Origin of the sequence: Citrobacter sp. wls716, from assembly GCF_005280975.1 — a bacterium.
Taxonomy (GTDB): domain Bacteria; phylum Pseudomonadota; class Gammaproteobacteria; order Enterobacterales; family Enterobacteriaceae; genus Citrobacter; species Citrobacter youngae.
Map to the genome: position 1 here is coordinate 1 of NZ_SZWX01000051.1, position 18,703 is coordinate 18,703.

Consider the following 18,703-nt stretch of genomic DNA (forward strand, 5'->3'; position numbering starts at 1 on the left):
GCGAGAGTAGGGAACTGCCAGGCATCAAATTTAGTGTGCTGATATGGCTCAGTTGGTAGAGCGCACCCTTGGTAAGGGTGAGGTCCCCAGTTCGACTCTGGGTATCAGCACCAGTTTTTCGGGTTAAAGTTTGGCACTTAGTAAAGAATTTGCCTGGCGGCTGTAGCGCGGTGGTCCCACCTGACCCCATGCCGAACTCAGAAGTGAAACGCCGTAGCGCCGATGGTAGTGTGGGGTCTCCCCATGCGAGAGTAGGGAACTGCCAGGCATCAAATAAAAGCGAAAGGCCCAGTCGAAAGACTGGGCCTTTTTGCTTTTTTAACGTATCACGGAAAAGAGGCCGGATACGCGTAAACGTTTTATCCGGCCCCACGAGGTTGATATTTCTGTCAGTCTGATACGTGCAGGCAATTGGGCATTAATGTATAACCTGCGACAAAAAGGCACGGGTTCGTTCGGATTTAGGATGGGCAAAAAATTCATCTGGAGGCGCCTGTTCGACAATCTCTCCAAGATCCATAAAGATCACCCGATCCGCTACCGTGCGGGCGAACCCCATTTCATGTGTTACACACAGCATTGTCATTCCCGATTGCGCCAGGCCAATCATCGTATCCAGCACTTCCTTTACCATTTCGGGATCTAACGCTGACGTGGGTTCGTCAAACAGCATGATTTTGGGTTTCATACACAGCGAGCGCGCAATAGCGACACGCTGTTGCTGACCACCGGAAATTTGCCCGGGATATTTATGTGCATGTTCAGCAATGCGGACCCGCTCAAGGTAGTGCATTGCCAGCACTTCGGCTTCTTTCTTCGGCATCTTTTGCACCCAAATAGGAGCCAGTGTGCAGTTTTGCAGAACCGTTAAATGAGGGAAGAGATTAAAGTGCTGAAAGACCATGCCAACTTCCTGTCTGACACGTTCGATATTGCGGATATCTTCGTTGAGCTCGATTCCATCCACGACAATACGCCCTTGCTGATGTTCTTCCAGATGGTTAATACAGCGAATAGTCGTCGATTTTCCGGAACCAGAAGGCCCACACAATACGATACGCTCTCCCTGTTTTACCTGTAGGTTGATATTTTTCAGGACATGAAACTGCCCATACCATTTGTTGACGTTTTCCAGCGTAATCATCGCGTCAGTGGACGGCATTACTATTTGGCTCATAAATTCCTCAGTGCGGTGTACGCCCGGTGTTAAAACGTTTTTCCAGATGCTGGCTATAACGCGACATGCTGAAACAGAAAACCCAGTAAATCAGTGCAGCGAAAACATATCCTTCTGTCGACATTCCCAGCCAGGCCGGGTCGACAGTTGCTTGCTGGACGCTGCTAAAGAGATCAAACAGGCCGATGATAATGACCAGGCTGGTATCCTTGAATAGCGCGATGATGGTATTGACCAGGCCGGGAATGACCAGCTTCAGCGCCTGGGGAAGAATAACCAACCCCTGCGTTTTCCAGTACCCAAGCGCCAGTGATTCAGCCGCTTCATATTGACCTTTTGGTAAGGCCTGTAATCCTCCGCGTACCACTTCAGCAACATAGGCTGACTGGAAGAGAATGACACCAACCAGTGCCCGAATAAGTTTGTCGATAGTTGTACCCTCCGACATAAATAGCGGGAGCATGACTGAGGACATAAACAGGACGGTTATAAGCGGCACACCACGCCAGAACTCAATGAAAATGACCGATAAAACACGCACGATCGGCATATGAGAACGGCGGCCTAACGCCAGTAAAATGCCCCACGGAAGCGCGCCTGCAATACCCACGGATGCGATGATAAGCGTCAGTGTTAATCCACCCCACTGGCGAGTTTCTACGCGCTCAAGCCCGAAAAAACCCCCGTACATCAGCCACCAAACCACCACTGGATAAATGACGGCCCAGACGGCGATATAGCGGCCACGGTGGGGGATGATTTTCAAGAACATCGGGATGAAGGAAAGCAGACCAATAATCAGAGCCAGATTGACGCGCCAGCGTTGATCGTGTGGATACAGTCCATACATAAATTGCCCGAAGCGTTCATGGATGAAAACCCAGCAAGCCCCTGCTTTTGTACAATCGGCCCGGCTAGAACCGACCCAGTTGGCCTGCAGGAATGCCCAGTTCAACAGCGGGGGAAGGAACGACCAAATAAGCCACACGCATAGCAATGTGAGCAGGCTGTTTGACCAACTAGAGAACAGGTTTTTACGTGCCCAAAATAGAATGCGACTTGCCTGGTTACTGCTCGGGCGCGCGGGGCGAGACAGCAGTGCTTTTGTCATCATGGCTCCTTAGCGCTCAATCAGTGCGATGCGGCGGTTATAAATATTCATCAACAGAGAAATGCTCAGGCTGATGATCAGGTACACCGACATGGTGATGGCGATAGTTTCGATGGCCTGTCCTGTTTGATTGAGCACAGTACCGGCAAACAATGACACCATATCCGGATAGCCAATGGCGGCTGCGAGAGAGGAGTTCTTGACGATATTCAGATACTGGCTGGTCAATGGGGGAATGATGACGCGCAGCGCCTGTGGGATGATCACCTGGCGCAGCGTTACCGGATTTGGCAGGCCCAGCGAGCGTGCTGCTTCATGTTGGCCATAAGGAACAGCCTGAATCCCCGCCCTGATAATTTCAGCAATAAACGCTGAGGTATACACCGAAAGCGCCAGCGTCAGGGCAGCCAGTTCGGGAATAAGCACCATACCGCCACGGAAGTTAAACCCGCGCAGTTCAGGGATATCCCAGTGCAGCGCCGCACCGAAAATCCAATGTGAAATCATCGGTAGAAACACGATTAGCATCAGGGCTGTTGGCCATGTTCGGCGCAACTGGCCTGTTTTGGTCTGGTGCATTTTGTTGAAGCGAAATAACCCAATGGTGATGATGACGGCAAGCATGATTGCGGCACAGAAGGTAATCAGGCCTTCTCCCATCTGTGGTGCCGGAATGTAGAGCCCTCGATTGCTCAGAAAGACCAGATCCAGGGCACTAACAGCCTGCCGCGGTCCGGGCAAATTCCGCAATACGGCAAAATACCAAAAGAAGATCTGCAGCAATGGCGGGATATTGCGGAACGTTTCGATATAAATCGTAGAGAGCTTTCGTAGTAACCAGTTATCCGACAGCCGTGCCAGCCCGAGAAAAAAGCCAAGAAATGATGCGAAAACAATGCACAACGCAGAGACTAATAGCGTATTAAGCAGACCGACGATAAAAACGCGGCCATATGTATCGCCTTGCTCGTAATCAATCAGATGCTGGACGATACCAAATCCGGCACTGCGTTCGAGAAAAGAAAATCCCGAGGTAATACCGCGACTGCTCAGGTTATTAATGGTGTTATGAATGAGATAGATCGCAATGCTAACGACCGCAATCACAGCGAGTATTTGAAATAACCAGGCGCGGACCGCAGGGTTAGAAAAGGATAACGATCCTTTTACGTTTGAGCGGCGATGGGACATAAGAAAACCTCGGTAACTATGACTCTGGGCTGAGCGCCGCCGTTGCGGCGCTCGTTGCATCACTGCGCATTAGCGCACGGGTGGTGCATACTGAATGCCACCGTTATTCCAGAGGTTGTTTTGCCCACGCTTGATCTTCAACGGGCTTTCCGATCCAACGTTACGCTCAAAGATCTCCGAGTAGTTACCTACCTGCTTGATAATGTTGTAAGCCCATTTGTTATCAAGTTTCAGGTCCTTGCCATAATCCCCCTCTTTACCTAGCAGGTGCGCCATATCCGGTGTTGCAGGATTTGCCGCTTTTTCGTCAACATTTTTCGAGTTAACCCCCATCTCTTCGGCGTTCAGCATAGCGAACAACGTCCAGCGAACAATCGAGAACCACTCGTCGTCACCACGACGCACGACTGGCCCCAGTGGCTCTTTAGAAATAACTTCTGGCAGTACAATCCATTCTGCGGGGTTGCTCAGTTTGATCCGCAGGGCGTACAACTGAGACTGGTCGGAGGCAAGTGTATCGCAGCGCCCTGATTCGAGAGCTTTAGCGGACTCATCAGAACGGTCAAAGGTGACAGGGGTATACTTCATGTTATTGGCTTTAAAGTAGTCGGCCACATTCAGTTCAGTATCTGTTCCTGCCTGAATACAAACCGTTGCGCCATCCAGCTCTTTAGCGCTCTTCAGGCCCGCTTTATTGTGGGTAAGAAAACCGATGCCGTCGTAATACGTTACGCCAGTGAAAGACATTCCCATTCCGGCATCGCGAGAAGAGGTCCATGTGGTATTACGGGAAAGCATATCGACCTCACCAGACTGTAACGCGGTGAAGCGTTCTTTGGCGGTGAGTGGGGTATATTTTACTTTGCTGTCATCACCAAATACGGCAGCGGCAACGCCACGACATACATCGACATCAATACCTGAGAACTTACCGCTTGCATCAGCGTAAGAAAAACCAGGCAGGCCATCACTGATACCACATTGCACAAAACCCTTTTTCTGTACGGCATCGAGAGTTGCGCCGGCATGTGCCTGATTTGCAACCGCAAGCAGCACGCCGGCCGCAGCCAGGCTGGCTATTATCATCTTTTTCATAGAGCATCCTGTGTGGAGGAATTATTGTTATGGAAACGTTCTGAAAACGTCTTTTACCTGTCTGTGGCTATGGCCATACTCTTCTAAGCAAAGGTAGTGCCAGGTTTTTGCGCACGATTATTCGACGCAATATGCAGAGTGTAGACAGGAAAGAATAAATGCAGCGCCCTGAAGTGGTGCAAAATTGAAACGTAAGCCACATTTCGGCGCAAAAAATTTAAAAATAAGACAGGACGCATGATAACGATTTCAGGCGTGAATATCCGTAGCGTGAGAATAATGAAAGGGATGTGCGTTATAACGAAGAATACAGAAAATGCTAATTTGAGTTCATGGATATGTGAAGCGAATCTATAATAATTTTATTTTATGAATGATGCCATGAACTAACATTTTGTCTTATATTAAGATTTAATTCGTATTGCTAAAAGCGCGGTAACGGCCGCGCTTTTATGATTTTTTATTTCGTCAAGGCAACTATCCCAAGCGTCAAGCCGGCAACTGCGGCTGCACCACCGGCTATCGCTCCTGCAGTTTCCCAGTTATCCTGCGTGGTGCCTTTCATACAGGTATTGGTATGAACCAGACGCCCTTGATCGTCATAGACAGGCACACAAGGGGAATCATGTGCACAGCCAGCCAGTAATGCGGTAAGCAGTGCAACGGGTATTAATCTTTTCATGGTGTTACCTCAAAAATAAGCGTTTCGCTAATTGAGCAAAGGTAAACGCTCAGCCATCTGCGAACTCGACTGCTATTTTACCACTGCTTAAAAAAAGACTGACATGAGGAATAATCTCAATTCATGTGGATTGTAAAAATAATGGATAAAATGGGGCACCTGAAAGTTTGTTCTGCAATGCTTCAGCAAAATTAAATGTCTATCTCATTAATAAATAAAGAACTCATCATCATGTAAAAAGGCGTCTATGGACGCCTTTATTTTACAAATTATTCGTGGTGCCGGCTAAAACGCCGTTTAACGACAACGAAGAAGACGGGAACGAAGAAGATCGCCAACAACGTCGCGGTCAACATTCCTCCCATTACGCCCGTACCGACCGCATTCTGCGCACCGCTACCTGCACCATGGCTGATAACCAGAGGCATAACCCCCAGAATAAACGCCAGGGATGTCATCAGGATTGGACGAAGACGCATGCGCGACGCCTCCAGAGTGGCTTCTATCAATCCTTTGCCCTCTTTATCCATCAGGTCTTTGGCAAATTCGACGATCAGGATGGCGTTCTTCGCCGAGAGGCCAATAGTGGTTAACAGACCCACCTGGAAGTAGACGTCGTTATTCATCCCACGCACTGATGCAGCTAACAGTGCGCCTACCACACCGAGCGGTACAACCAGCATGACGGAGAAGGGAATCGACCAACTCTCATACAACGCGGCCAGGCAAAGGAAGACGACGATTAGCGAGATGGCATAAAGTGCAGGTGCCTGGTTACCCGACAGTCGTTCCTGATAAGACATACCCGTCCAGTCATGACCAATACCGTTTGGCAGCTTTTCTGCGAGGCTTTCCATTAGTGCCATTGCTTCACCCGTACTTCGACCCGGCGCGGCTTCCCCCAGTATTTCCATCGATGGCATGCCGTTGTAACGCTCCAGGCGCGGTGAGCCGTAAACCCAATGCGATGCGCTGAACGCAGAGAACGGAACCATTTCGCCATTGGCACTGCGGATATACAGATTACTGATGTCCGTTGGCAGCATGCGGTATTTAGCATCCGCCTGAACGTACACTTTCTTCACTCGGCCGCGGTCAATAAAGTCATTGACGTAATAGCCGCCCAACGATGCAGAGATGGTCTCGTTAATGTCCGACAGCGAAACGCCCAGTGCTTGTGCTTTCTCCTGATCGACATCCAGTTTGAACTGAGGGGTATCTTCCAGGCCGTTCGGACGCACGCGGACTAACAAATCTGGGTGTTTAGCCACCATACCCAGCAGTTGGTTACGGGCTTGCGTTAATGCTGTATGTCCCAGACCACCCTGATCGATCAGCTCGAAGTCGAAGCCGGTTGCAGTACCCAATTCAACAATCGCCGGCATGTTGAAGGGGAAGACCAGACCATCGCGGATCTGGCTGAAGGCGCGAGTGGCGCGTGCAATAACCGCTTCGGCGCTGTTTTCCTCTCCGCTACGCTCATCCCAGGGCTTGAGGCTGACGAACGCCAGACCTGAGTTTTGTCCCTGACCGCTGAAGCTAAAGCCGTTAACCGTGAAGACGCTTGCGACGTTAGCTTTCTCATTGTTCAGATAATACTGGGTGACCTGATCCAGCACTTTCTGGGTGCGCTCTTGTGTTGCCCCCGCCGGGAGCTGAATCATAGTCATAAATACGCCCTGATCTTCTTCCGGCAGGAAGGAGGTCGGCAGACGCATAAACAGCACCGCCATTCCGATCACGATGATCAGGTAGACAACCAGGTAACGCCCGGTTTTACGCACAATACCGCTGACACTATTGGTGTAGTGGTTGACGCTGTGATCGAATTTGGCATTAAACCAGCCAAAGAAACCGCTTTTTTTCTCGTGATGTTCAGCCGATACCGGCTTCAGCAGCGTTGCGCAAAGCGCGGGAGTCAGGATCAGCGCGACCAGAACAGAAAGCGCCATGGCGGAAACAATGGTGATGGAGAACTGCCGGTAGATAGCACCTGTCGACCCACCAAAGAAGGCCATCGGGATAAAGACCGCAGACAGCACCATGGCGATGCCGACCAGCGCTCCCTGAATTTGTGACATGGATTTTTCCGTCGCCTCTTTAGGCGGTAGATTATCTTCCATCATCACACGTTCGACGTTTTCCACTACCACTATCGCATCATCGACCAATAGACCGATGGCGAGCACCATCCCGAACATCGTCAGGGTGTTTATTGAGTAGCCAAACGCGGCAAGTACGGCAAATGTGCCTAACAATACGACGGGGACAGCGATGGTTGGAATGAGCGTTGCCCGGATGTTCTGCAGGAACAAATACATGACCAGGAACACCAGCACGATCGCCTCAAACAGCGTTTTTACCACTTCGTGGATGGAGATGGTCACAAATGGCGTGGTGTCGTACGGATAGACCACCTTCATTCCCTGCGGGAAGAACGGTTGCAACTCAGCCAGTTTGGCTTTGATAGCGTTAGCGGTATCCAGCGCGTTTGCCCCGGTTGCCAGCTTAATACCGAGGCCGGACGCAGGCTTACCGTTAATACGCGCCACCACGTTGTAGTTCTCACCACCCAACTCGATCCGCGCAACGTCCTTCAGGTGAACAACTGAACCATCGCTGTTTACGCGTAAAGTGACTTTGCCGAACTCTTCAGGATCTTTCAGTCGCGTTTGCGCAATGATAGAAGCGTTAAGCTGCTGGTTAGGTAATGCTGGCGTACCGCCTAACTGACCTGCGGCTATCTGATCGTTCTGGACCTTCAACTGATTGATCACATCAACCGGCGTAAGCTGGTACTTGTTCAGCAAGTTCGCATCCAGCCAGATGCGCATAGCATACTGCGCACCAAACAGCTGTACGTCACCCACGCCATTAAGACGACTGATTGAGTCTTTAACGTTAGAGGCAACGTAGTCGGAAATATCATCCTGTGTGGTTTGCGGGTTATCAGAAACAAACCCCGCGACCATTAAAAAACTGCTGCTGGATTTCTCAACGCCGATCCCCTGCTGCTGGACTTCCTGCGGCAGTAAAGGTGTGGCGAGCTGCAGTTTATTTTGCACCTGAACCTGGGCGATATCGGGGTCGGTACCGGACTGGAAGGTCAGCGTGATGGTCACACTTCCAGCGGAATCGCTGGTGGAGGACATATACATCAGGTTATCGATACCGTTCATATTCTGTTCGATAACCTGCGTAACAGTATCTTGTACCGTCTGCGCATCCGCACCTGGATAGGTTGCGGTAATAGCGACCGCAGGAGGTGCAATGGTTGGGTACTGCGCCACGGGGAGTTGCATGATTGCCAGAGCACCCGCCATCATCAGAATGATGGCCAGTACCCAGGCAAAGATAGGACGCCTGATAAAAAAGTTAGCCATGTCCGGTTACCTTATTGGGCTTTCGTGGCAGAGATTTCGGTGTCGGCAGTTGCTTTAACCTGGACGCCAGGGCGTGCTTTCTGTAAGCCGCTCACGATAACTTTGTCACCCGGTTGCAGACCTTCGCTGATGAGCCACTTGTCGCCAATGGCTTGTGCGGCAACAACGGCGCGAGACTCAACCTGACTTTTATCGTTAACGACCATCACGGTGGCATCGCCGCGAGGCGTACGTGTTACCCCCTGCTGCGGAACGAGAATGGCATTTGGCTGAACACCTTCATCAATGCGCGCACGCACGAACATGCCCGGCAGCAGCGTGTGCTGCGGGTTAGGGAAGACGGCCCTGAGGGTGATGGATCCGGTACTTTCATCAACCGTCACGTCAGAAAATTGCAAAGAGCCTTTCAGCGGGTACGACTGACCATTTTCCATCACCAGTTCGACGGTACTGCTGGCGCTGTCTTTATGCAGACTCCCTTGTTCAACAGACTGTTTGAGGCGCATAAAGTCGTTACTGGACTGTGTTACGTCGACATAAATAGGATCAAGCTGTTGAACGGTAGCAAGCTCAGTCGCTTGGCCATTCGTGACTAATGCGCCTTCGGTGACGTTAGATTTACCGATCCGTCCGCTAATGGGCGATGTCACTTTGGTGTAGGCCAGGTTAATACGTGCGCTTTCGACCGCGGCTTTTGCTGCGATTACGGAAGCATCGGCCTGGCGGGCATCAGCAATGGCCTGATCGTACTCTTGCTGGCTGATGTACTTAGTGCCTACCAGCGGAACATAACGTTTTACCGTTAAATGCGCGATAGCTGCCGCCGCTTCACTCTTTGCCAGCTCGCCTTTGGCGCTGTCATAGTCAGCCTGGTAAGTCGCGGGGTCGATCTGATAAAGCGACTGACCGGCTTCAACATCGCTTCCCTCAGTGAAATTCCGTTTAAGTACAATTCCGCTAACCTGAGGACGGACTTCTGCGATACGAAATGCCGTTGTGCGCCCGGGTAATTCGGTCGTCACGGCTAAGGGCGCCTTTTCGACGACATGGACAGTCACCTGCGGCTCTGCGGGATGAGCTTGTGTTTCTCCCTGATCGTTACAACCGGCGAGTAATGCAGCGGAGATGATGATGAATGAGGGCAGGAGTGAAAACCTGGCATTTTTCGTCATTTCTATTCCTTAAAAAACCGAACGCTCGTTATTAACCGGGTAACGCAGAGGCGATAACGCGCACAAGAAAAATAATAGTTGGCTATCCTACAAATTATTAGCTTGCGATGTAAGCAATACTTATTTATGGGCGCGACACACGGCACATAAAAACAAAAAAAGATTAATCCTCTGTTGTTTTATTATGGTGTTAATAGCAATACTATGATGCGCATAAATACATATTGAAATAAGTATTTGGCTGGTGAATGTATTTAAGGTTTTTATATGCTTTGTTTATTCGTGTGCAATGTCAGCAATTAACGCTTTTAGACCTCGTCTAAATAAACGCTAAGTGATACATTTATTTCGTTTAGCAAATATTAGATAAGAAAGTTAATCATTCTCCACTCTACTCCGGACAGTCGGAACCATGGCCAGAAGAACGAAAGCTGATGCTCTCAAAACGCGGCAGCACCTGATTGAAACAGCGATAGCGCAGTTTGCCGCGCGCGGCGTAAGCAATACGACGCTCAACGACATTGCGGACGCCGCCAACGTTACGCGGGGAGCGCTCTATTGGCATTTCGAAAATAAAACGCAGCTTTTTAATGAGCTTTGGTTACAGCAGCCGCCCTTGCGCGATCTTATTCAGGAGCGGCTCGTGGGCCGTTGGGGAGATAACCCACTACAGCGGCTACAAGAAAGATTAGTTGTGGGTTTGCAATATATTGCTGAGAATCCTCGACAGCAGGCATTAATGCAGATTTTATATCATAAATGTGAATTCCATAATGATATGATATCGGAACAGACTATTCGTGAAAAAATTGGTATCAACCATCTGGGTATGCGCATTGCCTTGCAGAAATGTATGGACGACGGGCTTATCGCAACCAGCCTTGATTTAGACGTTATAATAATTATTCTTCATGGGAGTTTTAGTGGCATTGTTAAAAACTGGCTCATTAATCCAATGAGTTATGATCTTTATAAACAAGCGCCAGTATTAGTTGATAATGTATTAAAAATGTTAAGCCCTGATGGCTGCATGCTGCAATTGATTCAGGGTGAGGATCAGGCTGGCTAGTTTCTGCCGCCATGGACTGACGGCAGTTGCAGAACGGTAAGTCACCGGACGTACTATTCGAGGTCGATACAGTTGACCAGCTTGAGGGGATTTACTGAGTTCATATTCCGGCACTTATCGTGCTCTGTTGTCATCAACTCTATCCACTGAATGAGCAGCGCATCAAAAAGAAAAACAAAGACAGCAAAAACAACCAGCCACCAATACTTGCGAATCATTACCAAATCCTGTGTATTCATGCCCAAGCGTGCAGGGAATATACACGAAATCTAAAAGCTGAAAAGCAGACTTACAATGCTTTTACTTTGCTGAAATTCCACCGCTCTTTTCCGGTAATCGACTCTTTTTAGACAGGTTTTTCGTCTTGCGCTTTTTCACCTTTGCAAGCTCATTCTCTGAAAAATGAGAACCAATACTCAATCTTCTGAGCCCCATTTTTACGTATTCGGCATTGATTTCAATCCCGACAAACTTGCGACCTAATTCCACGGCAGTGGCACCGGTTGTGAAGCTACCGGCAAACGGATCCAGCACTTTGTCATCTGGGTTGGAGGAAGCCAGAATGATGCGCTCCAGCAGGGCTTTGGGTTTCTGCGTGGGGTGGTTTTCGTATTCATCCATCAGGTAGCGAACACGTGGAAACTCCCAGACATTACCGGGTACTTTTTTATGATTGTAGGGCTGAGGTGGGTTTTTTCTGTAGTCTATTAGCGCGCGTTTCGCCCCGGTTTTCGCTTCAACCAAAATATCATCACGGTTAAATGTATAACTTTTTGGGTCTTTGACCATCATCAGGATCGGTTCATACATGGAGCCAAAGTACTTTTTGGCCTGTACCCCTGAGCTATCATAGGCCCACACAATACGGCTCTTGATGGTAAAAAGCTGTCGACATTTGAGGTCGATGTACGGCATGTTCTCCGTACTGTTCATGATGTACATGGTGCCTTGTGGCTTTAATATTCGATGGCATTCATCAATGCACTCGAACAGCGAGGCCAGAAAGCTCTCTTCGTCCCAGGATTCTACCAACCCGTCAAAGTCTTTCCCGATGTTATAAGGTGGGTCGGCAAAGATCAGATCGATGCTTTCAGACGGCAGCTTTTTCAGTTCAGTCAGCGCATCACCCTGGATTATCTTTTTTGATTCATCACCAAAGTAGACAGGTTCACATCTCGCTTTCATCACCAAAGCCTCCGTGTGACGCGAATAAAAAAGGCGCTTCCCCATGCCGAGTAGCGCCTTTTAAAACAAACATTTCGCTGATTAGTATCAGTTCATGCCGTATTTTTTCAGTTTTTTACGCAGCGTACCACGGTTGATGCCCATCATCAGGGCAGCACGGGTCTGGTTACCGCGGGTGTATTGCATCACCATGTCCAACAGGGGCTGTTCTACTTCAGCCAGTACCAGCTCATAGAGATCGTTAACATCCTGACCATTCAATTGAGCAAAATAGTTCTTCAGTGCCTGTTTAACCGAGTCACGCAGGGGTTTTTGAGTTACCTGATCCTGAGAGTTAACGGTAGAAACGGTCAGTACGTCAGAATTTACGCGTTGTTCGAACATAGTTCTGTCAGCTCTTTATTTCTGTTTACGCAAAATTTTCGAAGTATGCCTCCAACGCCGCCAGCTGTTCGCTGGAGTCTTCAATGGCGTTGAATGTGCGCCGAAACTGGTCATCCGGAGCGTGTTCCTGGAGATACCAGGATACGTGTTTACGCGCAATTCGGTACCCTTTTGCCTGACCATAAAAGTCGTGCAATTCCCGAACATGCGCACAAAGCAAGCGCTTCACCTCTGCCAGAGGCAGCGGGGGCAGCAGCTCCCCAGTGTCCAGATAATGCTGGATTTCCCGAAAGATCCAGGGTCTTCCCTGAGCTGCACGTCCTATCATCAGGGCATCCGCCCCCGTATAGTCGAGTACAGCTCTGGCTTTATGCGGGTCAGTAATGTCGCCATTCGCGATAATCGGAATGGAAACTTTCTGCTTAACTGCCCGAATACTGTCGTACTCAGCATCTCCATTGAACAAACAGGCGCGGGTGCGTCCATGAATGGTCAGAGCCTGAATGCCACAGTCTTCAGCCAGTTGGGCAATCTCTACGCAGTTACGGTGTTCCGGAGCCCAGCCGGTGCGAATCTTGAGTGTGACAGGAACGTCCACTGCATTGACGACCTCGGTTAGTATCGATTTCACTAAATCCGGGTACTGCAAGAGGGCTGAACCTGCGAGCTTGCGATTCACTTTTTTAGCCGGACACCCCATATTGATATCAATAATCTGGGCGCCGCTTTCCACGTTGATACGTGCGGCATCAGCCATCTCAACAGGATCGCTACCGGCAATTTGCACCGTGCGAATTCCTGGCTCATCAACGTGCACCATACGTAAACGAGATTTGTCGCTTTCCCAAACCTGCGGGTTAGAAGACATCATCTCGGATACCGTCAATCCTGCTCCCATCTCATAGCACAGCGTCCTGAATGGTCTGTCAGTGATGCCAGCCATAGGTGCTGCGATCAGGCGATTTCTGAGCTGGTATTGTCCGATGCGCATGAGTTAAGAAATGACCATACTGTGACTGCAAGGCGGCGTATATTACGCATTTTTTGCATGAGATGAAAGGCCAAACTTTGACCAATCCACTGAGGTGGATCAATGAATTGATGACTAAGTACACAGTTTCAAATTAAAAGCTTTAATAATCATTTGGATACGTAGTTGCGCCAATTTATCATCCGTTTATAAATTCCGAAAACTTCTCTTTTTTTATTGCGCTCAGGCTCAGGACATCAGGATAAAAAGCTGTTTTTGTGTACAAATAGTGACTTTGTAATGCGATCTCGCTCTCATTTCCGCAAATCATTTTGCGAAAACGAAAGCGATTTTGGGGTTAGCGATAGTAACGCGTGACGATTATTTTTTCTGACCGGTAATACGGCACCACTCTTCTTTTTCGATGACCGGATCGAGTGTAAAGAGATCGGCATAAGCCTCACAGACGCTTTCCGCCTGGCTGGCAAGAATGCCAGAAAGCCCCAGTAGACCGCCCTCAACGGGCAGTACGCTGATTAACGGCGCCAGTTCACGTAATGGGCCCGCGAGGATGTTGGCGACCACCACGTCGGCTTTCATGGCTTCTGGCTGGTCTTTCGGCAGATAAAGCTCCAGACGCTCAGAAACGCCATTACGCTGGGCGTTATCACGGCTGGCCTGAATCGCTTGTGGATCGATATCCACGCCGATGGCTTTCGCTGCGCCCAGTTTCAATGCCGCAATGGCCAGAATGCCGGAGCCGCAGCCAAAGTCGATAACCGTTTTGCCGTTAAGATCGAGACCGTCCAGCCATTGCAGGCACAGAGAGGTGGTTGGGTGAGTGCCGGTACCAAACGCCAGACCCGGGTCCAGCATCACGTTGACGGCGTTCTCATCCGGGACATCGCGCCAGCTCGGGCAAATCCACAGGCGTTCGCCAAAGCGCATCGGATGGAAGTTATCCATCCATTCGCGTTCCCAGTCTTTATCTTCAAGCTGTTCGATTTTATGCGCGAAACCTTCACCCAGCAGCGGATGCTGCTCCAGAATGGCAACGACTTCTTTCATATCGGTTTCTGCGTCGAACAAGCCGATAACATCGGTATCGCCCCACAGGCGAGTCTCGCCCGGCAGAGGCTCGAACACCGGCGTATCATGCGTATCCTGGAAAGTGATGGAAACGGAGCCCGCTTCCATCAGTGCATCGCTTAACTCTTCTGCGTTAGCACCCGTTGTGTTCAGTTTCAGTTGGATCCATGGCATGGCAAAACTCTTTATTTATCAGTAGTCAATATGGCAGCTTGCGGGACGGTAGAACCGAAACGGTTTCCGACCAGGAAAGCCAGCAAACTTATCAGCAACGAGGGCACGATCGGATGGAAGCCCAGGTACTGAACGTTAAAGGTAGCAAGTACGGCATACAACACGCCGCCGACAATCATCGCGCTCAATGCGCCAGTCGCGTTTGCTCGCTCCCAGTACAGGCCCAGCACCAGCGGCCACAGGAAGACCGCTTCCAATCCGCCAAACGCCAGCAGGTTGAGCCAGATAATCATCTCTGGCGGTTTCCAGGCGGCCAGCAGCAGTAACGCGCCGAGCAGCAGGGTAATCACGGCCGACATGCGTTTCAGCCGGGTTTCGTTTTTCAACTGTTCCGGACGAAGGTTCAGGTACAGATCCTTAATGATCGTAGCGGAACTTTGCAGCAATTGGGCATTGATCGTTGACATGATCGCGGCCATGGGGGCCGCGAGGAAGATCCCGGCAGCTACCGGTGGCAACACTTTGACCATCAGAGTCGGGATCACCAGATCCGGTACCGTCAGGTCAGGGATCACCGCACGTCCCAACGCACCCGCCAGATGCATGCCAAACATCAGGATCGCCACCACTATGGTGCCGATGATAATGCCGCGGTGTACCGCTTTACTGTCTTTATAAGAGATGCAGCGTACCGCCGTATGCGGCAGGCCAATCACGCCAAAGCATACCAGCACCCAGAATGAGGTCATAAATGTGGGTGACAAAATGTCATCCGCGCCCTGCGGTGAGACCAGTTTCGGGTCGATGGTTTGCAGGGTTACTACCGCATTGCTAAGGCCGCCGGCGGCATGAACGACGCCGACCAGCAGAACGATAGTCCCAATCAGCATTACCATGCCTTGCATGGTGTCGTTCAGTACGCTGGCGCGAAATCCGCCGAATGCCGTGTATAAAGCGATACTGACGCCAAAGATCAGCAAACCGGTTTCGTAAGGAATACCCGCAGCCGTTTCCAGCAAACGTGCGCCGCCAATAAACTGTACGGTCATTGCTCCGACAAACGCGACCAGCAGGCTAAGACTTGCCAGCCACACCAGTAGACGGCTCTGGTAGCGGGCAAACAGCATGTCGTTAAGGGTAACGGCATTATAACGGCGCGCCAGAATGGCGAATTTCTTCCCGAGGATCCCCAAAGAGAGCCAGACGGCAGGCAACTGGATCATCGCCAGCAGCACCCATCCCAGTCCATATTTGTAAGCAGCGCCAGGACCGCCAATAAACGAGCTGGCGCTAATGTAGGTTGCCGTTAGCGTCATGGCTAACACGACCCCGCCCATCGAGCGGCTGCCGAGGAAATATTCGTTCAGGAAAGTACCGGTCGATCTCTTACGCATAGCGTAAACAGAGAGACCGAAGACCACCAACAGATAGGCGACCAGCGGCAAAATAACTTCAAGCTGCATCGTCATCCTCCAACGGAATGTCGCGATAGATAAACTTCACCATCGCCCAGCACAGTACGATGAAAACCAGCGGCGTTAGCAGGCAGGCCATTTCGAACCAGTGCGGTAAGCCGGTAAAACCGAGCGTGGAATCTGGTAAGTAAGCGGTTACTAACCATGTGGCAAGATATAAAAGGGTCAGCCACAGCGCCCAGCGCGCCTCTTTATGGGCCTGAACAAAACGAGCGTCCATTTTTTGTCCCTTGTGGATAAAGAAAGCGGGGATTGTACCTTATGGCGCGTTCGGGAGGGGAGAAAAACAAAAGGCCGGAATTTCCGGCCTTTTCGGTTAACACATGCTTACTTTTCCTGAAGTCCGAGTTTTTTCTCCAGATAGTGGATATTGGTTCCACCATGCTGGAAGTGCTCGTCATTCATGATGCGGATCTGCAGATCAACGTTGGTTTTGATACCGTCGATGATCAGTTCCTGCAATGCATTTTTCATACGGGCGATCGCTACGTCGCGGTTTTCGCCGTAGCAAATCAGCTTACCGATCATTGAGTCATAGTACGGAGGTACAGTGTAGCCTGCGTAAATATGAGACTCCCAGCGCACACCAAAGCCACCCGGCGCGTGGAAACGCGTGATTTTACCCGGGCTTGGCAGGAAGGTGTTCGGGTCTTCGGCGTTGATACGGCATTCTACCGCATGGCCTTTAACCACAACTTCATCCTGCTTGATGGACAGCGGTTGTCCTGCCGCGATACGCAGCTGCTCTTTGATCAGGTCAACGCCGGTGATCATTTCGGTTACCGGGTGTTCAACCTGAATACGGGTGTTCATCTCAATGAAGTAGAACTCGCCGTTTTCGAACAGGAACTCGAAAGTACCTGCCCCGCGATAGCCGATATCAACGCACGCTTTGGCGCAACGCTCGCCGATGTAGCGACGCAGTTCCGGGGTAATACCCGGCGCAGGTGCTTCTTCGACGACTTTCTGGTGACGACGCTGCATGGAGCAGTCACGTTCAGCCAGATAAATCGCGTTACCCTGACCGTCAGCCAGCACCTGAATTTCGATGTGGCGTGGGTTTTCCAGGTACTTCTCCATGTAAACCATGTCGTTGTTGAAAGCCGCTTTCGCTTCCGCTTTGGTCATGGAGATGGATTGTGCCAGTTCGGCATCGCTGCGCACGACGCGCATACCGCGACCGCCGCCGCCGCCGGAGGCTTTGATGATAACCGGGTAGCCGATACGTTTAGCATGCGCGCGGTTAGCGTCCATGTCATCGCCCAGCGGGCCGTCAGAGCCTGGAACGGTCGGTACGCCAGCTTTCTTCATCGCGGTGATCGCGGACACTTTGTCGCCCATCAGGCGGATAGTGTCGGCTTTCGGGCCGATGAAGATAAAACCAGAACGTTCTACCTGTTCAGCGAAGTTGGCGTTCTCAGAGAGGAAGCCATAACCCGGGTGGATTGCCACTGCGCCGGTGATTTCAGCGGCGCTAATGATTGCCGGGATGTTCAGATAGCTTTTTACGGACGCAGCCGGGCCAATACAGACCGTCTCATCCGCCAGCAATACGTGTTTTAAATCGCGATCCGCGCTTGAATGCACGGCGACAGTCTTGATGCCCAGTTCTTTACAGGCACGAAGAATACGCAAGGCAATCTCGCCGCGGTTAGCGATGACAATTTTATCCAACATGTTCGCCTCGTTATTCGATGACGACCAGCGGCTCGTCAAATTCTACCGGTTGACCACTTTCTACCAGAATCGCTTTCACTACGCCGGATTTGTCGGCTTCGATCTGGTTCATCATTTTCATGGCTTCAACGATGCACAGGGTATCGCCCGCATTCACTTTCTGGCCGATTTCGATGAACGCTTTAGCATCCGGGCTCGGGGTGCGGTAGAACGTACCAACCATTGGGGAGCGTACGATGTGACCACTGATTTCCGCTGCTGCCGGCGCTTCCATACTTGGAGTGGCAGTTTGTGCGACAGCGTTAGACAGAGCTGGCTGCTGCATCACTGGTGCAGCATAAGCCTGTTGCATCATTGGAAAACTTGCAGCTGGCGCTGCACGGCTGATGCGTACAGACTCTTCGCCTTCAGAAATTTCCAGTTCGGAGATGCCTGATTCTTCAACCAGCTCGATCAGTTTTTTAATCTTACGAATATCCATGAGTGGGTTCCGTACTCTTTGTTTAGTGAGATTGTGACAAGCGTTTTACCGCCGTCTGTATAGCATTTTTATAACAGTGAGTGACAAGATGCCACGCATCTCAGGCGCTGCACTGGGTGCTGCTGCCATTAAATGAGATTGCCAGACTTGTTAGTCATTGTGCGGCTATCTTCTGCCATTTTCGGGTAAAAGACAAAATATACCTTCAATATGCGATTGTCACCCTTTCTGCGCTGTAAAAACGCTACCGGGGAGAGCAAAGGCGCACATTATAACTATTTCGTAGCAATTGGCAGCTAAATACTGGTCTTATCAGGGAAGATAATCAACCGCTGGCATGTAAAGAACATGGGTTCGTCTGTGTTTTGCAACGTACTGCACATATCGT

17 protein-coding genes, 1 tRNA gene and 1 rRNA gene are annotated in these 18,703 nt (G+C 50.4%); 3 read left to right on the plus strand and 16 right to left on the minus strand.

Going from position 1 to position 18,703, the window contains the following annotated elements; translation table 11 throughout:
* The first annotated feature begins 37 nt into the window (after positions 1–37).
* Both FDX24_RS18840 and rrf read left to right on the plus strand, forming a co-directional pair.
* A tRNA-Thr gene (locus FDX24_RS18840) sits at positions 38–113 on the plus strand.
* Between the two features lie 39 nt (positions 114–152).
* Positions 153–268, plus strand: a 5S ribosomal RNA gene (gene rrf / locus FDX24_RS18845).
* A gap of 150 nt (positions 269–418) precedes the next feature.
* Here rrf and FDX24_RS18850 read toward each other — a convergent pair.
* From FDX24_RS18850 to FDX24_RS18880, 7 genes are all read right to left on the minus strand, one after another.
* Complete coding sequence (locus FDX24_RS18850; protein WP_048213472.1) at positions 419–1,177, minus strand: amino acid ABC transporter ATP-binding protein; 759 nt, start codon at positions 1,175–1,177, stop codon at positions 419–421.
* 7 nt (positions 1,178–1,184) lie between these two features.
* Positions 1,185–2,288: an amino acid ABC transporter permease gene (locus FDX24_RS18855; RefSeq protein WP_137364764.1), complete on the minus strand. Its 1,104-nt coding sequence runs from the start codon at positions 2,286–2,288 to the stop codon at positions 1,185–1,187.
* Between the two features lie 9 nt (positions 2,289–2,297).
* Complete coding sequence (locus tag FDX24_RS18860; RefSeq protein ID WP_101741933.1) at positions 2,298–3,479, minus strand: amino acid ABC transporter permease; 1,182 nt, start codon at positions 3,477–3,479, stop codon at positions 2,298–2,300.
* 69 nt (positions 3,480–3,548) lie between these two features.
* Positions 3,549–4,574 (minus strand): amino acid ABC transporter substrate-binding protein, encoded by a 1,026-nt coding sequence (locus tag FDX24_RS18865; RefSeq protein ID WP_061068712.1) that lies wholly within the window; start codon positions 4,572–4,574, stop codon positions 3,549–3,551.
* Between the two features lie 460 nt (positions 4,575–5,034).
* Entirely contained in the window at positions 5,035–5,256 is a 222-nt protein-coding gene (locus FDX24_RS18870; RefSeq protein ID WP_048213468.1) for a membrane protein, read from the minus strand.
* Between the two features lie 269 nt (positions 5,257–5,525).
* Positions 5,526–8,639, minus strand: coding sequence for an efflux RND transporter permease subunit (locus FDX24_RS18875; RefSeq protein ID WP_115642772.1), 3,114 nt, complete (start codon positions 8,637–8,639; stop codon positions 5,526–5,528).
* 11 nt (positions 8,640–8,650) lie between these two features.
* Positions 8,651–9,811: an efflux RND transporter periplasmic adaptor subunit gene (locus FDX24_RS18880; RefSeq protein WP_101741930.1), complete on the minus strand. Its 1,161-nt coding sequence runs from the start codon at positions 9,809–9,811 to the stop codon at positions 8,651–8,653.
* Positions 9,812–10,223: 412 nt separating this feature from the next.
* Here FDX24_RS18880 and envR point away from each other — a divergent pair, with 412 nt between their 5' ends.
* Positions 10,224–10,880: an acrEF/envCD operon transcriptional regulator gene (envR, locus tag FDX24_RS18885; protein WP_061068709.1), complete on the plus strand. Its 657-nt coding sequence runs from the start codon at positions 10,224–10,226 to the stop codon at positions 10,878–10,880.
* Positions 10,881–10,933: 53 nt separating this feature from the next.
* On the opposite strand, the gene FDX24_RS18890 is transcribed toward envR, so the two are convergent.
* The 9 genes from FDX24_RS18890 to accB form a co-directional block, all read right to left on the minus strand.
* Entirely contained in the window at positions 10,934–11,098 is a 165-nt protein-coding gene (locus FDX24_RS18890) for a DUF2556 family protein (RefSeq protein WP_048213464.1), read from the minus strand.
* A gap of 82 nt (positions 11,099–11,180) precedes the next feature.
* The gene (gene yhdJ, locus FDX24_RS18895; protein WP_048213509.1) at positions 11,181–12,065 is read right to left on the minus strand and encodes an adenine-specific DNA-methyltransferase; all 885 of its coding nucleotides are present in this window, start codon (positions 12,063–12,065) and stop codon (positions 11,181–11,183) included.
* Positions 12,066–12,152: 87 nt separating this feature from the next.
* Entirely contained in the window at positions 12,153–12,449 is a 297-nt protein-coding gene (gene fis / locus FDX24_RS18900; protein WP_000462905.1) for a DNA-binding transcriptional regulator Fis, read from the minus strand.
* A gap of 25 nt (positions 12,450–12,474) precedes the next feature.
* Entirely contained in the window at positions 12,475–13,440 is a 966-nt protein-coding gene (gene dusB / locus FDX24_RS18905) for a tRNA dihydrouridine synthase DusB (RefSeq protein ID WP_003025224.1), read from the minus strand.
* A 360-nt stretch (positions 13,441–13,800) separates the two neighbouring features.
* Complete coding sequence (prmA, locus tag FDX24_RS18910; RefSeq protein ID WP_003025221.1) at positions 13,801–14,682, minus strand: 50S ribosomal protein L11 methyltransferase; 882 nt, start codon at positions 14,680–14,682, stop codon at positions 13,801–13,803.
* Between the two features lie 11 nt (positions 14,683–14,693).
* Positions 14,694–16,145, minus strand: a complete 1,452-nt coding sequence (gene panF / locus FDX24_RS18915; RefSeq protein ID WP_048213463.1) for a sodium/pantothenate symporter — start codon at positions 16,143–16,145, stop codon at positions 14,694–14,696.
* Positions 16,135–16,377 carry a YhdT family protein gene (locus FDX24_RS18920; RefSeq protein WP_048213462.1) on the minus strand — a complete coding sequence of 81 codons (243 nt, stop codon included), beginning with the start codon at positions 16,375–16,377 and terminating at the stop codon, positions 16,135–16,137. The genes panF and FDX24_RS18920 overlap by 11 nt, the downstream gene beginning before the upstream one ends.
* A 107-nt stretch (positions 16,378–16,484) precedes the next feature.
* On the minus strand, positions 16,485–17,834 hold the full coding sequence (gene accC / locus FDX24_RS18925) for an acetyl-CoA carboxylase biotin carboxylase subunit (protein ID WP_003025213.1): 1,350 nt from the start codon (positions 17,832–17,834) through the stop codon (positions 16,485–16,487).
* A gap of 10 nt (positions 17,835–17,844) precedes the next feature.
* Positions 17,845–18,315, minus strand: coding sequence for an acetyl-CoA carboxylase biotin carboxyl carrier protein (gene accB / locus FDX24_RS18930; RefSeq protein WP_005121378.1), 471 nt, complete (start codon positions 18,313–18,315; stop codon positions 17,845–17,847).
* Between the last annotated feature and the right edge of the window lie 388 nt (positions 18,316–18,703).

What these genes read in the sequence shown, in the direction of transcription:
- FDX24_RS18850 (WP_048213472.1), bottom strand. Translation starts at nt 1,177, where the DNA reads ATGAGCCAAATAGTAATGCCGTCCACTGACGCGATGATTACGCTGGAA.
- FDX24_RS18855 (WP_137364764.1), bottom strand. Translation starts at nt 2,288, where the DNA reads ATGACAAAAGCACTGCTGTCTCGCCCCGCGCGCCCGAGCAGTAACCAG.
- FDX24_RS18860 (WP_101741933.1), bottom strand. Translation starts at nt 3,479, where the DNA reads ATGTCCCATCGCCGCTCAAACGTAAAAGGATCGTTATCCTTTTCTAAC.
- FDX24_RS18865 (WP_061068712.1), bottom strand. Translation starts at nt 4,574, where the DNA reads ATGAAAAAGATGATAATAGCCAGCCTGGCTGCGGCCGGCGTGCTGCTT.
- FDX24_RS18870 (WP_048213468.1), bottom strand. Translation starts at nt 5,256, where the DNA reads ATGAAAAGATTAATACCCGTTGCACTGCTTACCGCATTACTGGCTGGC.
- FDX24_RS18875 (WP_115642772.1), bottom strand. Translation starts at nt 8,639, where the DNA reads ATGGCTAACTTTTTTATCAGGCGTCCTATCTTTGCCTGGGTACTGGCC.
- FDX24_RS18880 (WP_101741930.1), bottom strand. Translation starts at nt 9,811, where the DNA reads ATGACGAAAAATGCCAGGTTTTCACTCCTGCCCTCATTCATCATCATC.
- envR (WP_061068709.1), top strand. Translation starts at nt 10,224, where the DNA reads ATGGCCAGAAGAACGAAAGCTGATGCTCTCAAAACGCGGCAGCACCTG.
- FDX24_RS18890 (WP_048213464.1), bottom strand. Translation starts at nt 11,098, where the DNA reads ATGATTCGCAAGTATTGGTGGCTGGTTGTTTTTGCTGTCTTTGTTTTT.
- yhdJ (WP_048213509.1), bottom strand. Translation starts at nt 12,065, where the DNA reads ATGAAAGCGAGATGTGAACCTGTCTACTTTGGTGATGAATCAAAAAAG.
- fis (WP_000462905.1), bottom strand. Translation starts at nt 12,449, where the DNA reads ATGTTCGAACAACGCGTAAATTCTGACGTACTGACCGTTTCTACCGTT.
- dusB (WP_003025224.1), bottom strand. Translation starts at nt 13,440, where the DNA reads ATGCGCATCGGACAATACCAGCTCAGAAATCGCCTGATCGCAGCACCT.
- prmA (WP_003025221.1), bottom strand. Translation starts at nt 14,682, where the DNA reads ATGCCATGGATCCAACTGAAACTGAACACAACGGGTGCTAACGCAGAA.
- panF (WP_048213463.1), bottom strand. Translation starts at nt 16,145, where the DNA reads ATGCAGCTTGAAGTTATTTTGCCGCTGGTCGCCTATCTGTTGGTGGTC.
- FDX24_RS18920 (WP_048213462.1), bottom strand. Translation starts at nt 16,377, where the DNA reads ATGGACGCTCGTTTTGTTCAGGCCCATAAAGAGGCGCGCTGGGCGCTG.
- accC (WP_003025213.1), bottom strand. Translation starts at nt 17,834, where the DNA reads ATGTTGGATAAAATTGTCATCGCTAACCGCGGCGAGATTGCCTTGCGT.
- accB (WP_005121378.1), bottom strand. Translation starts at nt 18,315, where the DNA reads ATGGATATTCGTAAGATTAAAAAACTGATCGAGCTGGTTGAAGAATCA.